This window comes from Bacillus weihaiensis, from assembly GCF_001889165.1.
In the GTDB taxonomy this organism is placed as follows: Bacteria; Bacillota; Bacilli; order Bacillales; family Bacillaceae; genus Metabacillus; species Metabacillus weihaiensis.
In genome coordinates this window covers 4,071,400-4,085,000 of record NZ_CP016020.1, presented here as the reverse complement: position 1 = coordinate 4,085,000, position 13,601 = coordinate 4,071,400, and the positions used below count along the sequence as shown (strand labels likewise).

Here is a 13,601-nt window from a genome sequence, read left to right as displayed (position 1 = left end):
AGACCGGAATGTGCGGGCTTGGCACATGAGGATCTGAACGAACAAGCTGACGAAGAGATTCGCCGCTTATCGCGAGCCGGTATACCGATGGTAGTTGGGGGTTTCCCGTGAGAGTAGGACGTTGCCAGGTAAGATGAGAGAAAGATCAGAACAAGATACTGGTCTTTTTTTTATACGTATAAATAGGTATAGCTATAGAAATTTGTAGATATTTGTTAGAAAAACATGGGGAGTATAAAAAAACTTGAAGGTAAAAGGTGAAATATCAAGATAAGAATAAATCATAAAAACTAGGCTATAGACCAATTCAAAGCTGTGATTTAATATAAATGCTCTTATCTCTACTAATGCTCTTATTATGAGAATAGTAGCAGTATCCTGCAATACCTTGATGAATAGAAATGGTCACAATCATTTTCCGTCGTCTACGATTTTTAAATCTAAGACAAATATTTGTGTTTCATTCATGAGTGTTGCGTATATATATAAATAAGACTGTTTATGGATATAGATTTCTTACTTTTAGAAAAAAACCAAACGTTGAGCTTTTCCGAGGGTATCAGTTTTTCTTCTTGGACAGAGGGAGAGAAGCTTTCATATATACCATGGCATTTCGTATGAAGTAAGCTACCATATTTCATTTAAACAATAAAAGGCTTTCAAGGAAAAACATTAACACACTTAATTTTTATATAGGGGATATGACATGATGGGTGAATTATTGAATGAAAATACAATGACAATGTTTAGTAGGATTGTGATTGCAGCAGTTTTGTGTGGATTTATCGGATTAGAACGAGAGGTTAAGAATCATCCAGCTGGTTTTCGAACACATTTATTAGTGGGGGTAGGATCCTGTTTAATGATGGTTCTCTCACTATTTGGTTTTGAGGATTATATGAAAGATGCACAGCATGTCCAATTTGATCCAGCTAGAATTCCATCATACGTGATTAGTGGAATTGGTTTTTTAGGGGGAGGTACCATTTTAGTAAAAGGGGCAACTGTGCGTGGTTTAACGACTGCTGCATCTATTTGGATCGTTGCTGGCTTAGGACTAGTCATTGGGGCAGGATTGTATGGTTTAGCCTGCTTTACCACGATAATTGTACTTTTATCATTAATTTTCCTTAATAGGCTTGAAAAGTATATGTCTAAAGAGAAATTTAGAAAAAAAATGAAGGTTATGATTCAGTCAAAAAGAACTTCAATAGATGAGGTTGTAAAAAAGCTCTCATCCATAGATGTTCAAGTGAATAGAATAGTATTGAGCTCTTGTAGAAAGGATCGAGAGGGTCAAGCCATTTTTTATTATCAATTAGATATAAACGTTCTTTCAAACGATCATCAAAAGCTAGAGAGAATTATGGTTGACATTCAAGAAGTAGAAAAAATATTTTAAATAGGTTTTACAATCCTCCATTTTGGCAATATTTATTATGAAACAGAAAAGTTGAAAAAATGAGATGAAGGATTTATAGTTATGTTATAGTCAAATATAGTCAAAGTCAGTGAGGGGGAGGATGAGTGAGGAATATTTCGGACATTATTGAACAGTACTTGAAAACAGTGCTTGATGATAGTGGGAGAGAAATAGTTGAAATAAAACGCAGTGAGATTGCCGATAAATTTCAGTGTGTTCCTTCACAGATTAACTATGTTATCAATACGAGATTTACGATTGAGAGAGGATATGTAGTTGAGAGTAAGCGTGGTGGTGGTGGATACATTCGCATCATTAAAGTACAGGCTAACAATCAGGCGCACCTTCTTGATCAAATCATACATTTAATAGGTCAAAGGCTACCTCAAGCATCAGCAGAGGATATTGTTAGTCGATTAGTCTCAGAGGAAGTGATTTCTCCTAGAGAAGCAAAGCTGATGCTTAGTGTCATTGATCGTTCGGTTTTATATATTGAGTTACCACATCGTGATGAGCTAAGAGCAAGAATGGTTAAAGCCATGTTAACTTCTTTGAAATATAAGTAAAGGTAGGGGAGACGGATGATTTGCCAGGAATGCAAAGAAAGACCGGCAACGTTTCACTTTACAAAAGTGATTAATGGTGAAAAAACAGAAGTTCATATTTGTGAGCATTGTGCAAAAGAAAATAGTGAGCTCTTTATGTTTAATGGAAATACGGGTTTTTCGTTAAATAATTTATTGACCGGTCTTCTAAATATGGATCATGCATTTTCGAAGGCGGAAGAACCTAATGTTTTTAAAGGGGAGGAAATTCCTCATTGCTCTCAATGCAAAATGACCCTCCAACAGTTCAAGAAAGTTGGTAGGTTTGGGTGTTCAAATTGTTACCAGTCTTTTAAAGAGTATATCGTTCCAGTCCTTCGTCGAGTTCATGGTGGAAATACGACTCACTCCGGTAAGGTTCCTAAAAGAATTGGTGGGAATATTCAGCTTCGAAAAAAAATTGAGGAATTAAAAAAACAAATCCATCAATTTATCGAGCAGGAAGAATTTGAACAAGCGGCAAAGGTAAGAGATGAGATAAGGTCGTTAGAGAAAAAAATAAGTAGTATTGATGAGGAGGGATTATAAGCGTGTCACTCCAAAATTTCATGAATAAAGCGATGAGTGCTTGGATGAGTCAGGATGGACCTGATTCAGATATTGTTCTAAGTAGTCGCATCCGATTAGCTCGTAATATGGAGCAATATAAGTTTCCTACCTTAGCTTCAGATGATGAAGCTAAAGGAGTTCTAGAATTCTTTGAAACAACATATGCAAATAAGACATTCAAAAATTTAGGCCAATTAGAATTAGTGAAAATGAATGACCTACAGCCTATTCAAAAGCGAGTGCTAGTAGAGAAGCATTTGATCAGTCCTAACTTAGCAGACCATTCCGTATTTGGTGGATGTCTCCTATCTGAGAATGAAGAAGTAAGTATTATGATCAATGAAGAAGATCATATACGAATTCAATGCTTGTATCCTGGTCTTCAGCTAGAAGAAGCGCTCGCAACGGCAAGTTCCCTTGACGATTGGATAGAAGAAGAGGTTGACTATGCATTTGATGAGCAAAAAGGGTATTTAACAAGCTGTCCAACAAATGTAGGAACAGGGTTAAGAGCATCTGTTATGATGCATTTACCTGCATTGGTCTTAACGCAGAGAATCAATCGAATTATTCCAGCTATTAATCAATTAGGTTTAGTTGTTAGAGGAATTTATGGTGAAGGCAGCGAAGCTATAGGAAACCTTTTTCAAATTTCTAATCAAATCACTTTAGGTAAGTCAGAGGAAGATATTGTTGAGGATTTACTGAGTGTTGTTCAGCAATTAATTACACAAGAGCGCACAACTAGAGAGGCACTCTATCAATCATCTCATGTGCAAGTAGAGGATCGTGTTTATCGTTCCTATGGGACGTTAGCATATAGTCGAATTATTGAATCGAATGAAACAGCAAAGTGTTTATCAGACGTTCGATTAGGCATTGATTTAGGTATTATCAAGGATATTTCTAGAAATATCTTAAATGAGTTAATGATTTTAACCCAACCAGGCTTTCTACAGCAATACTTTGGAGGTTCTTTACGTCCAAATGAAAGAGATATTCGCCGTGCTGCATTAATTAGAGAGCGTCTTAAACTAGAAATGGAACGTAATCAACGGATGGAGGATGATGGATTATGATGTTTGGAAGATTTACAGAGCGTGCACAAAAAGTACTTGCATTAGCACAAGAAGAAGCTGTTCGACTTGGACATAACAATATAGGAACAGAACATATTTTATTAGGACTTGTAAGTGAAGGAGAAGGTATTGCAGCGAAAGCGTTAGTAGCCTTAGGATTAGGTCCTGAAAAAATTCAAAAGGAAGTGGAAGGGCTAATTGGGAGAGGGCAAGATGCTTCCCAAACCATTCACTATACACCAAGAGCGAAAAAAGTAATTGAGTTGTCCATGGATGAGGCACGAAAACTAGGTCATTCTTATGTAGGAACAGAACATATTCTTTTAGGTTTAATTCGCGAGGGTGAAGGTGTGGCTGCTCGTGTACTTAATAATTTAGGTGTGAGTTTAAATAAAGCAAGACAGCAGGTCCTTCAATTACTAGGAAGTAATGAATCTTCTGCTAATCATCAAGGTGGGAGCATGACAAATGCAAACACTCCTACATTAGATAGCCTTGCTCGTGATCTAACAGCGATCGCAAGAGAAGGTAGTTTAGATCCTGTTATTGGAAGAAGCAAGGAGATTCAACGTGTAATCGAAGTCCTTAGTCGTCGTACGAAAAACAACCCTGTATTAATTGGTGAGCCTGGAGTAGGTAAAACAGCAATCGCAGAAGGCTTGGCGCAACAAATTGTCCAAAATGAAGTGCCAGAAATTCTTCGTGATAAGCGTGTCATGACACTAGATATGGGTACTGTAGTTGCTGGTACAAAATATCGCGGGGAGTTTGAGGATCGACTTAAAAAAGTGATGGATGAAATTCGTCAAGCCGGTAACATCATTCTATTTATCGATGAGTTGCACACACTGATTGGAGCAGGTGGAGCTGAGGGTGCAATTGATGCATCTAATATTTTAAAACCTTCATTAGCAAGAGGAGAGCTTCAATGTATAGGTGCTACTACTCTTGATGAGTATCGAAAATACATTGAAAAAGATGCTGCGCTTGAGCGTCGTTTCCAACCAATTCAAGTAGATGAGCCGTCAGTAGACGAAAGTATTCAAATCCTTAAAGGGTTAAGAGACCGTTATGAAGCGCATCACAGAGTGTCAATTACTGACGAAGCAATTGATGCTGCTGTTAAATTATCAGATCGATACATTTCAGATCGTTTTTTACCAGATAAAGCAATTGATTTAATTGATGAAGCGGGATCAAAGGTAAGATTACGTTCATTTACAACACCACCGAATTTAAAAGAACTTGAGCAAAAGCTTGAGGAAATTCGTAAAGAAAAGGACGCTTCTGTCCAGAGTCAAGAGTTTGAAAAAGCAGCGTCTTTACGTGACACAGAGCAGCGTTTACGTGAACAACTAGAAGAAACAAAGAAAACATGGAAAGAAAAACAAGGGCAAGAAAATACTGAGGTAACATTAGAGGACATAGCAATTGTTGTTTCTAACTGGACGGGTGTACCTGTTTCAAGATTAGCTCAAACAGAAACAGATAAACTCCTAAATATGGAGTCACTTCTTCACTCAAGAGTGGTAGGTCAAGAAGAAGCTGTAGTTGCTGTTGCTAAAGCTGTAAGACGTGCACGTGCTGGATTGAAGGACCCTAAACGTCCTATTGGTTCATTTGTGTTTTTGGGACCTACGGGTGTAGGTAAAACAGAGCTTGCTAGAGCATTAGCGGAATCCATTTTCGGGGATGAGGATGCTATGATCCGCATTGATATGTCTGAGTATATGGAGAAGCACTCTACTTCTAGATTAGTTGGATCACCTCCTGGTTATGTAGGGTATGATGAAGGTGGACAATTAACAGAAAAAGTCCGTAGAAAGCCATATTCTGTTGTTCTTTTAGATGAAATTGAAAAAGCACATCCAGATGTATTTAATATTCTCCTACAAGTCTTGGAGGATGGGCGATTAACAGATTCTAAAGGTAGAACAGTTGACTTTAGAAATACGATTTTAATTATGACATCTAACGTTGGAGCAAGTGAGCTAAAACGCAATAAGTTTGTTGGATTTAATGTTCAAGATGAAACGCAAAATTATAAGGATATGAAAGGTAAAGTAATGGATGAGCTAAAACGAGCATTCAGACCTGAATTTATCAATCGTATTGACGAAATCATTGTTTTCCATTCATTAGAGAAAAAACACTTAAAAGAAATTGTTTCTCTTATGGCAGATCAACTAACAAAACGTCTAAAGGAGCAGGATTTATCTCTTGAGCTTACTGCAGCTGCTATTGAAAAAATTGCAGAAGAAGGCGTAGACTTAGAATACGGAGCGAGACCTTTACGTCGATCTATTCAGAAGAATGTAGAGGATCGTTTGTCAGAGGAATTATTAAGAGGAAATATCCACAAAGGTCAAAAGATTGTATTAGATGTTGAAAATAATGAGTTTGTTGTTAAAACAACGGCAACGGAAGCGGTAAACTAAATTATATATAAGAAGACAGCTGAGGCATGCACCATAACGTATGCCTCGCTTTCTTTATATTGAAGGCTCTTTTTCTTGGATTTTGTTGCTATTTAGTAATCGTTTCAAAGAAAATAGTTGTCATTCAAACGTAATGCCAAGGTAAGTAAGAAAGAAAAGAGTTGCTCCTTTTACAGAGAGAAAAACCTTTTACCAAGGGGGCAACTCCGAAAAAATTTATGCGAAAATAGCCATATTGAGAAACTGGGAGAAGCTAAATTTACTTATCGTGAGGTCATAAGCTAATTTAGAATGGAAGGCAAAGAATACATTCTACTGAAATCGTCTTACTTACCCTAGGCTGAACGAGGCACTCTGCGTTTTTGTTCTTTAAGGGTCTACCAATGCTTGTCAGAATGAAGATAAGGTGCATATGCTTTTCTTAAGCAATTTGGACTAATATAGGCTATAGAATATGTTTATAACATATTTAGCTTGGCCACCTGGTAATCTATTAAGAGAGGATTAATTTTCATGGCAAAATCTAAGGTGAAATTTATATGTCAATCCTGTGGGTATGAATCTGCAAAGTGGATGGGTAAATGCCCAGGATGTGGTGAATGGAATACCATGACTGAAGAGGTTCTAAAGCAAGCCACACCTCGACGAGCAGTTTTCGCCCATTCTACTCAAACCGTACAAAAGCCTTCCCCTATTACTAAGATCGAAACAACCCAAGAGCCAAGAATATACACGAATATGAAAGAATTTAATCGCGTACTAGGTAGTGGGATCGTCAAAGGGTCATTAGTATTAATTGGTGGAGACCCCGGAATAGGTAAATCAACCTTGCTTTTACAGGTATCTTCTCAATTAGCTGATAATCATCACGATGTCCTTTATATTTCGGGAGAAGAATCTGTTAAACAAACTAAACTACGCGCTGACCGTTTAGGTGTAAAGTCAGATAAATTATTAGTTCTTTCAGAGACAGATTTAAGCTTTATTTCTAAAGCAATTGAAGAAACACAACCATCATTTGTTGTTGTGGATTCTATACAAACCGTCTTTCATAGTGAGATTAGTTCTGCACCAGGGAGTGTATCACAAGTGAGGGAGTCGACGGCAGAATTAATGAGAATTGCTAAAACAAAAGGGATTGCTGTTTTTATCGTTGGCCATGTAACGAAGGAAGGGTCAATTGCAGGACCGCGTTTGTTAGAACATATGGTTGATACGGTATTATATTTTGAAGGAGAAAGACATCATACCTACCGAATATTACGAGCTGTTAAAAATCGATTTGGCTCTACAAATGAAATGGGCATTTTTGAAATGAAGGAAGTGGGCTTAGAAGAGGTACAAAATCCTTCGGAAATCTTCCTTGAAGAGCGCTCAAAAGGAGCATCTGGCTCCACTGTTGTTGCATCGATGGAAGGTACGAGGCCCGTTTTAGTTGAGATTCAAGCTCTTATATCACCAACTAGCTTCGGTAATCCAAGGAGGATGGCAACAGGGATCGATCACAATCGGGTTCCTTTGCTGATGGCTGTTTTAGAAAAGAGAGTAGGTCTACTTTTACAAAATCAAGATGCTTATTTGAAAGTAGCAGGTGGTGTGAAGTTAGATGAACCTGCCATTGATTTAGCCGTTGCTGTTAGTATTGCATCAAGCTTTAAAGACGCACCTCCGAAGCCAACAGATGTCATTATTGGGGAAGTTGGATTAACAGGAGAGGTCAGAAGAGTTTCTCGAATTGAACAGCGAGTGACAGAAGCGGCGAAATTAGGATTTAAAAGGGCAATCATTCCAGAAGCGAATATTGGAGGATGGAACGCACCTAAAGATATTGAAATCGTTGGCGTAAAAAACGTAGCAGAGGCCCTATATAAAACATTAGGGGGTTAAGTTGGAAATGACGGACATCGAGAATCCTACTGGAGAAAAGACCTTAAATGAAATCCTGCAATTTGTTGCACCTGGTACTCCAATTAGAGAGGGGATTGAAAATGTCCTTCGTGCTAAAACAGGTGGACTAATTGTTGTTGGACATAACAAAAAGGTAAAGGAAGTGATTGATGGTGGGTTTTCGATTCAATGTCCCTTTTCCTCTGCACATTTATATGAATTAGCAAAAATGGATGGAGCTATTATTTTAAGTGATGCAGGAGATGAGATCTTGTTCGCCAATGCGCAGTTGGTTCCTGAATCCGGGATTTATTCGTCAGAGACAGGAATGAGGCATAGGACAGCTGAACGAGTGGCAAAGCAGACAGGTAACTTGGTTATTGCCATCTCACAACGCAGAAATGTCATTACGCTCTATCATGGTGAATTGAGGTATGCTTTAAGAGATATAGGTGTCATCCTTACAAAAGCAAATCAAGCGATTCAGACACTAGAAAAATATAAGCTGGTTTTGGATCAATCCATTCGAACATTAGGTGCTTTAGAGTTAGAAGAGCTTGTGACTTATAAAGAGGTGTTACAGGTATTGCACCGCTTTGAAATGGTTTTAAGAATCAAGGATGAGATAAATGACTATGTGAATGAATTAGGAGCAGAAGGACACCTTATTCGGTTACAGCTTGCAGAGCTTCTGACAGGGCTTGAAGAAGAAGCGGCATTATTAATAAAAGACTATGCGAATACTAAAATCATGGATCCATATCCAATTATTAAACAGCTTCAGGATCTATCTAGCTTTGAACTGTTGGAGGATACTGTGCTCTTTCGATTATTGGGCTATTCAACGTATACAAATATAGACAGCCCTGTTATATCGAGAGGATACCGAATTCTAAATAAAATCCCTAGACTTCCATCTATAATTATTGAAAATTTAGTGACAACCTATAAAAACCTGAAACTTATTCTACAGGCATCCGTAGAACAGTTAGATGAGGTAGAAGGGATAGGTGAAGTACGGGCTAGAAAGATTAAAGAGGGATTAAAAAGATTAAAGGAACAGCTTCAAATCGATAAGAATATATAAGAACTTTCCGTGAAATTTTGCCGAAAATAGGTTTTAGTTCAAGGGAATTAGGGTATATTAGAATTGTTTTTATCTTACAGGTTTCGTTACAACCTTGTGTCAATCTATTTACAGTTTTATTTTTTTATATCACTAGAAAGAAAAGTAGGATAAAGTAGTAATAACCTATGAGGGAGGTGAAGGTATGTTAATAAAACGCATTATTCAATTATTATTCCTTAGTATTGGCGGCATGTTAGGAATTTTGTTCATGCCAAAATTATTAGAACTACTAAATATGCAAAACATACCTTTTATTGATACACCGTATACACTAGCAGTCCTGGGTGCAATCATCTTTTTTGTTGCAACATTTTGGTTAGTTGATTATGTGGTAAATTGGATAAAGGTTTTAGAAGAGGCAGTCGTAAAAGCACCTGTTACAGATGTATTATTTGGAAGTTTAGGATTAATATTCGGTCTTATAATTGCTTTTCTTATCGTTATTCCTTTAAAGGATATTCAATATCAGGTCTTTAACACGATTATTCCTTTTTTCCTAACCCTTTTACTTGGTTATCTCGGGTTCCAAATTGGCTTTAAGAAAAGGGATGAGCTAGTTAATCTTTTTACCGCCCAAAATAAAATCGGTAAGAAAAAAGTAGCTGAGGAAGAACAAGAGGTTGAAGATAAAAAGCTAAAGATTTTAGATACGAGTGTCATTATAGATGGAAGAATAGCTGACATTTGTCAAACGGGTTTTCTAGAAGGAACCATTGTAATTCCCCAATTCGTCTTAGAAGAATTACAGCATATTGCCGATTCTTCAGATGTGTTAAAGCGAAATAGAGGACGTCGCGGTCTGGATATTTTAAATCGTATTCAAAAGGAATTATCTATTAATGTTGAGATTTATGAAGGAGATTTTGAAGATATTCAGGAAGTAGACAGTAAGCTAGTTAAACTAGCTAAGCTCACTTCTGGCGTTGTTGTAACAAATGATTTCAACCTCAATAAAGTCTGTGAATTACAAAAGGTCCATGTCTTAAATATTAATGATCTTGCAAATGCTGTGAAGCCTGTTGTCCTACCTGGGGAAGAAATGAATGTTCAGGTGATTAAGGATGGTAAGGAACATAATCAAGGTGTGGCGTATTTAGATGACGGGACAATGATTGTCGTTGAAGAAGGTAGAAATTACATTGGGAAGCATATTGATGTGCTAGTTACAAGCGTTCTTCAAACATCGGCTGGGCGAATGATTTTTGCCAAGCCTAAGCTGTTAGAAAAAGCTTTATAAGAGGTTTTTTTACCTAGAAATTATAGAGAAAACAAAACACCGATAAAGTTTATACAAATAGATTAATAAGAGGCCCATAAAACGTAGGAATATGTGTTTTATGGGCCTTGTTTTACATAATCGGAGGAATCTTTTATTATGGTGTTATATGAAATGGTAAAGGAGTCACTCCAATGAATTATCAAGTCGTTATACCTGCTGCAGGGCAGGGGAAGCGAATGAAAGCGGGAAAGAATAAGCAGTTTATTGAATTAAATCAAATTCCTCTTATTATTCATACATTGAGGGTGTTCGAGAAACACTCCTATTGTGTTGGCGTTATTCTCGTGATTAATGAGGCGGAAGTCGATGACTTTCAAGAACTGCTAAAGAAGTATAAAGTAACGAAGGTGAAACATATCGTTACTGGTGGTTCGGAAAGACAGTATAGTGTATACAATGGATTAAAGGTAGCAAGTAAAGACCATTTAGTTTTGGTGCATGACGGGGCAAGACCTTTTGTGTCACATCAATGTATAGAGGAGCTCGTAAAGACCACAACTAAGACGGGTGCAGCTACATTAGCAGTGCCTGTAAAGGATACCATTACGCAGGTGGAAGATGGAGTTGTGGAAAAAACATTAAATAGGTCACAGTTATTTAGCATTCAGACACCTCAGGCTTTTCATGTAGATATCATTCTAAGGGCACATGAGCGTGCATTACAGCAGAATTTTCTTGGGACAGACGATGCTAGCCTCTTAGAAAAATCGGATCAACATGTATCAATTGTGTTAGGAGACTATACGAATATAAAGGTAACAACGCCAGAGGATTTGTTTATTGCTGAAGCAATCTTGCGGAGATAAGTAAAGGCTAGCGATCTAAATCTAGGATAGATTGAGACTAACAGGATACATTGAGGTAGAGGGAAAGCTCTATAGAAGGCAGCACAGCTTATGAAATAACCACCAAATAAATAGAAATGAGGAAGTGCATCATGATTAGAATTGGACAAGGATATGATGTTCATCAATTAGTAGAAGGTCGACCTTTAATAATAGGAGGCATTGAAATTCCATACGAAAAAGGGTTGTTAGGTCACTCTGATGCGGATGTATTACTTCACACTGTGGCAGACGCATGCTTAGGTGCTATTGCAGAAGGGGATATTGGGAAACACTTTCCTGATACAGATCCAGACTTTAAAGATGCTGACTCGGCTAAACTTTTAACGCATGTTTGGGAGCTGGTAAAGGCAAGAGGCTATGAACTAGGAAATATAGATTGTACAATTATTGCCCAGCAGCCTAAGATGGCACCTTATATTGAAAAGATGAGGGAGCGAATAGCGGAATTACTCGAGGCTGATGTCTCGCAAGTCAATGTAAAGGCGACGACAACTGAGAAATTAGGATTTACAGGTAGACAGGAAGGAATTGCGTCCCAAGCGACCGTATTAATTCAAAAGCGTTAAGAATCATTTTGTGTCTTAAGACTTTTGGTGTAAAATAAACAACGTATAAAAGATGTATGACTAAGGTACATATAGAGAGATCTTATGTTATGGAGAATAAAAGAAAGATGTAATGGTAAAAAAGCGAGTAGAAACTATTTTTATAATAGATGAATAGGCTTAATGGAGGTAAAACGATGACAAATGAAGTAAGGGTACGTTATGCACCAAGTCCAACTGGACATTTACATATAGGGAATGCGAGAACGGCATTATTTAATTATCTTTTTGCTAAAAATCAAGGCGGTAAATTTATTATCCGTATTGAAGATACTGATAAAAAGCGAAATATAGAAGGTGGAGAAGAGAGTCAATTAAAGTATTTGAAATGGCTTGGGATTGATTGGGATGAAAGTATTGATGTTGGAGGGGATTATGGTCCTTATCGTCAATCAGAGAGAACGGAAATCTATAAAGAGCTTTATGAAGAGCTGCTTGAAAAAGGTCTTGCTTACAAGTGCTATTGTACCGAGGATGAGTTAGAAAAAGAGCGTGAAGAGCAAATTGCACGCGGAGAGACACCTCAATATTCTGGAAAGCATGCACATCTTACGGTTGAAGAGCAAGCAGAATTAGAAGCACAAGGACTAAAGCCGAGTATTCGTTTTAGAGTACCAGCAAATAAGGTTTTTCGTTTCAATGATATGGTAAAAGGTGATATCTCCTTTGAATCTGAGGGGATGGGTGACTTCGTTATAGTAAAGAAAGATGGGACACCAACTTATAACTTTGCTGTAGCGGTTGATGATCATTTGATGAAGATTTCCCATGTGTTACGTGGAGAAGACCATATCTCAAATACACCGAAGCAAATCATGATTTATGAAGCATTTGGGTGGGACATTCCTGTATTCGGACATATGACCTTAATCGTAAACGAAAATCGTAAAAAATTAAGTAAACGTGATGAATCTATTATTCAATTTATTGAACAATATGAAGCATTAGGATATTTACCGGATGCATTATTTAATTTCATTACGCTGTTAGGTTGGTCTCCGGGTGGAGAAGAAGAGGTTTTCCCGAAAGAGAAATTAATTGAAATCTTTGATGCGAATAGACTCTCCAAATCTCCTGCTGTATTTGATACACAAAAATTAGCGTGGATGAATAACCAATATATTAAGCAGCTTGAAGTTGATCAAGTAATATCGTTAGCATTACCTCATTTAGTTAAAGCGGGAAAAGTATCGGAAAATATGACAGAAGAAGAAACAGAACGAATTCATCAGCTTATTGCTCTTTACCAAGAACAGATGAGCTATGGAGCAGAAATTGTTGAATTGACAGAGTTATTTTTCAAAGAAGAGATTAGCTATAATCGGGAAGCAAAGGAAGTATTAGAAGGTGAGCAGGTTCCTGATGTGTTAAAAGCATTTCTGCAGGAAGTTAAACAACTGGAGGATTTCTCAGCTGATCAATTGAAAGCAAGCATTAAAGCTGTTCAAAAGGCAACAGGTCAAAAGGGGAAAAACCTCTTTATGCCAATTCGTGTAGCGATCACAGGGCAAACGCATGGTCCGGATTTACCTAAATCAATTGCTGTCTTAGGACAACAAACAGTTATTTCACGATTAACAGGGATTATCAGTTAACATTTTCTCTGAAATGTAATATAGTAAGGTTAAACATTGTTAAAGCGTTGATAAGGAGAGTAAAGCCTTGTTTCCTTTCCAGAGAGAACCTTCAATTGGCTGAGAGAGGTTTATGAGAAATAATGCTTGAAATGCCCCTTTGAGTCTTTTGCTAAACGACTTCT

At 37.3% G+C, this 13,601-nt stretch carries 11 protein-coding genes; all 11 read left to right on the top strand.

Going from position 1 to position 13,601, the window contains the following annotated elements; all coding sequences use genetic code 11:
• Positions 1-709 precede the first annotated feature (709 nt).
• The 11 genes from A9C19_RS19775 to gltX all read left to right on the top strand — a co-directional run bounded on the left by A9C19_RS19775 (position 710) and on the right by gltX (position 13,437).
• Positions 710-1,402, top strand: a complete 693-nt coding sequence (locus A9C19_RS19775; protein WP_083584521.1) for an MgtC/SapB family protein — start codon at positions 710-712, stop codon at positions 1,400-1,402.
• Positions 1,403-1,527: 125 nt separating this feature from the next.
• Positions 1,528-1,989: a CtsR family transcriptional regulator gene (locus A9C19_RS19770; RefSeq protein WP_072581490.1), complete on the top strand. Its 462-nt coding sequence runs from the start codon at positions 1,528-1,530 to the stop codon at positions 1,987-1,989.
• A gap of 15 nt (positions 1,990-2,004) precedes the next feature.
• Complete coding sequence (locus tag A9C19_RS19765) at positions 2,005-2,556, top strand: protein-arginine kinase activator protein McsA (RefSeq protein WP_072581489.1); 552 nt, start codon at positions 2,005-2,007, stop codon at positions 2,554-2,556.
• Between the two features lie 2 nt (positions 2,557-2,558).
• On the top strand, positions 2,559-3,656 hold the full coding sequence (locus tag A9C19_RS19760; protein ID WP_072581488.1) for a protein-arginine kinase McsB: 1,098 nt from the start codon (positions 2,559-2,561) through the stop codon (positions 3,654-3,656).
• The gene (gene clpC / locus A9C19_RS19755) at positions 3,653-6,094 is read left to right on the top strand and encodes an ATP-dependent protease ATP-binding subunit ClpC (protein ID WP_072581487.1); all 2,442 of its coding nucleotides are present in this window, start codon (positions 3,653-3,655) and stop codon (positions 6,092-6,094) included. The genes A9C19_RS19760 and clpC overlap by 4 nt, the downstream gene beginning before the upstream one ends.
• Positions 6,095-6,607: 513 nt before the next feature.
• On the top strand, positions 6,608-7,981 hold the full coding sequence (radA, locus tag A9C19_RS19750) for a DNA repair protein RadA (protein WP_072581486.1): 1,374 nt from the start codon (positions 6,608-6,610) through the stop codon (positions 7,979-7,981).
• A 7-nt stretch (positions 7,982-7,988) separates the two neighbouring features.
• Positions 7,989-9,068 (top strand): DNA integrity scanning diadenylate cyclase DisA, encoded by a 1,080-nt coding sequence (gene disA / locus A9C19_RS19745; protein ID WP_072581960.1) that lies wholly within the window; start codon positions 7,989-7,991, stop codon positions 9,066-9,068.
• 184 nt (positions 9,069-9,252) lie between these two features.
• Positions 9,253-10,347, top strand: a complete 1,095-nt coding sequence (locus tag A9C19_RS19740; protein WP_072581485.1) for a PIN/TRAM domain-containing protein — start codon at positions 9,253-9,255, stop codon at positions 10,345-10,347.
• Positions 10,348-10,520: 173 nt separating this feature from the next.
• A complete protein-coding gene (ispD, locus tag A9C19_RS19735) occupies positions 10,521-11,195 on the top strand; it encodes a 2-C-methyl-D-erythritol 4-phosphate cytidylyltransferase (RefSeq protein WP_072581484.1) in 675 nt (224 codons plus the stop codon).
• Positions 11,196-11,326: 131 nt separating this feature from the next.
• Positions 11,327-11,803 carry a 2-C-methyl-D-erythritol 2,4-cyclodiphosphate synthase gene (ispF, locus tag A9C19_RS19730; RefSeq protein WP_072581483.1) on the top strand — a complete coding sequence of 159 codons (477 nt, stop codon included), beginning with the start codon at positions 11,327-11,329 and terminating at the stop codon, positions 11,801-11,803.
• Positions 11,804-11,979: 176 nt separating this feature from the next.
• On the top strand, positions 11,980-13,437 hold the full coding sequence (gltX, locus tag A9C19_RS19725) for a glutamate--tRNA ligase (RefSeq protein ID WP_072581482.1): 1,458 nt from the start codon (positions 11,980-11,982) through the stop codon (positions 13,435-13,437).
• Positions 13,438-13,601: the final 164 nt, after the last annotated feature.

Coding starts and splice junctions, on each gene's coding strand:
- A9C19_RS19775 (WP_083584521.1), top strand. CDS start 710: ATGGGTGAATTATTGAATGAAAATACAATGACAATGTTTAGTAGGATT.
- A9C19_RS19765 (WP_072581489.1), top strand. CDS start 2,005: ATGATTTGCCAGGAATGCAAAGAAAGACCGGCAACGTTTCACTTTACA.
- clpC (WP_072581487.1), top strand. CDS start 3,653: ATGATGTTTGGAAGATTTACAGAGCGTGCACAAAAAGTACTTGCATTA.
- radA (WP_072581486.1), top strand. CDS start 6,608: ATGGCAAAATCTAAGGTGAAATTTATATGTCAATCCTGTGGGTATGAA.
- disA (WP_072581960.1), top strand. CDS start 7,989: ATGACGGACATCGAGAATCCTACTGGAGAAAAGACCTTAAATGAAATC.
- A9C19_RS19740 (WP_072581485.1), top strand. CDS start 9,253: ATGTTAATAAAACGCATTATTCAATTATTATTCCTTAGTATTGGCGGC.
- ispD (WP_072581484.1), top strand. CDS start 10,521: ATGAATTATCAAGTCGTTATACCTGCTGCAGGGCAGGGGAAGCGAATG.
- ispF (WP_072581483.1), top strand. CDS start 11,327: ATGATTAGAATTGGACAAGGATATGATGTTCATCAATTAGTAGAAGGT.
- gltX (WP_072581482.1), top strand. CDS start 11,980: ATGACAAATGAAGTAAGGGTACGTTATGCACCAAGTCCAACTGGACAT.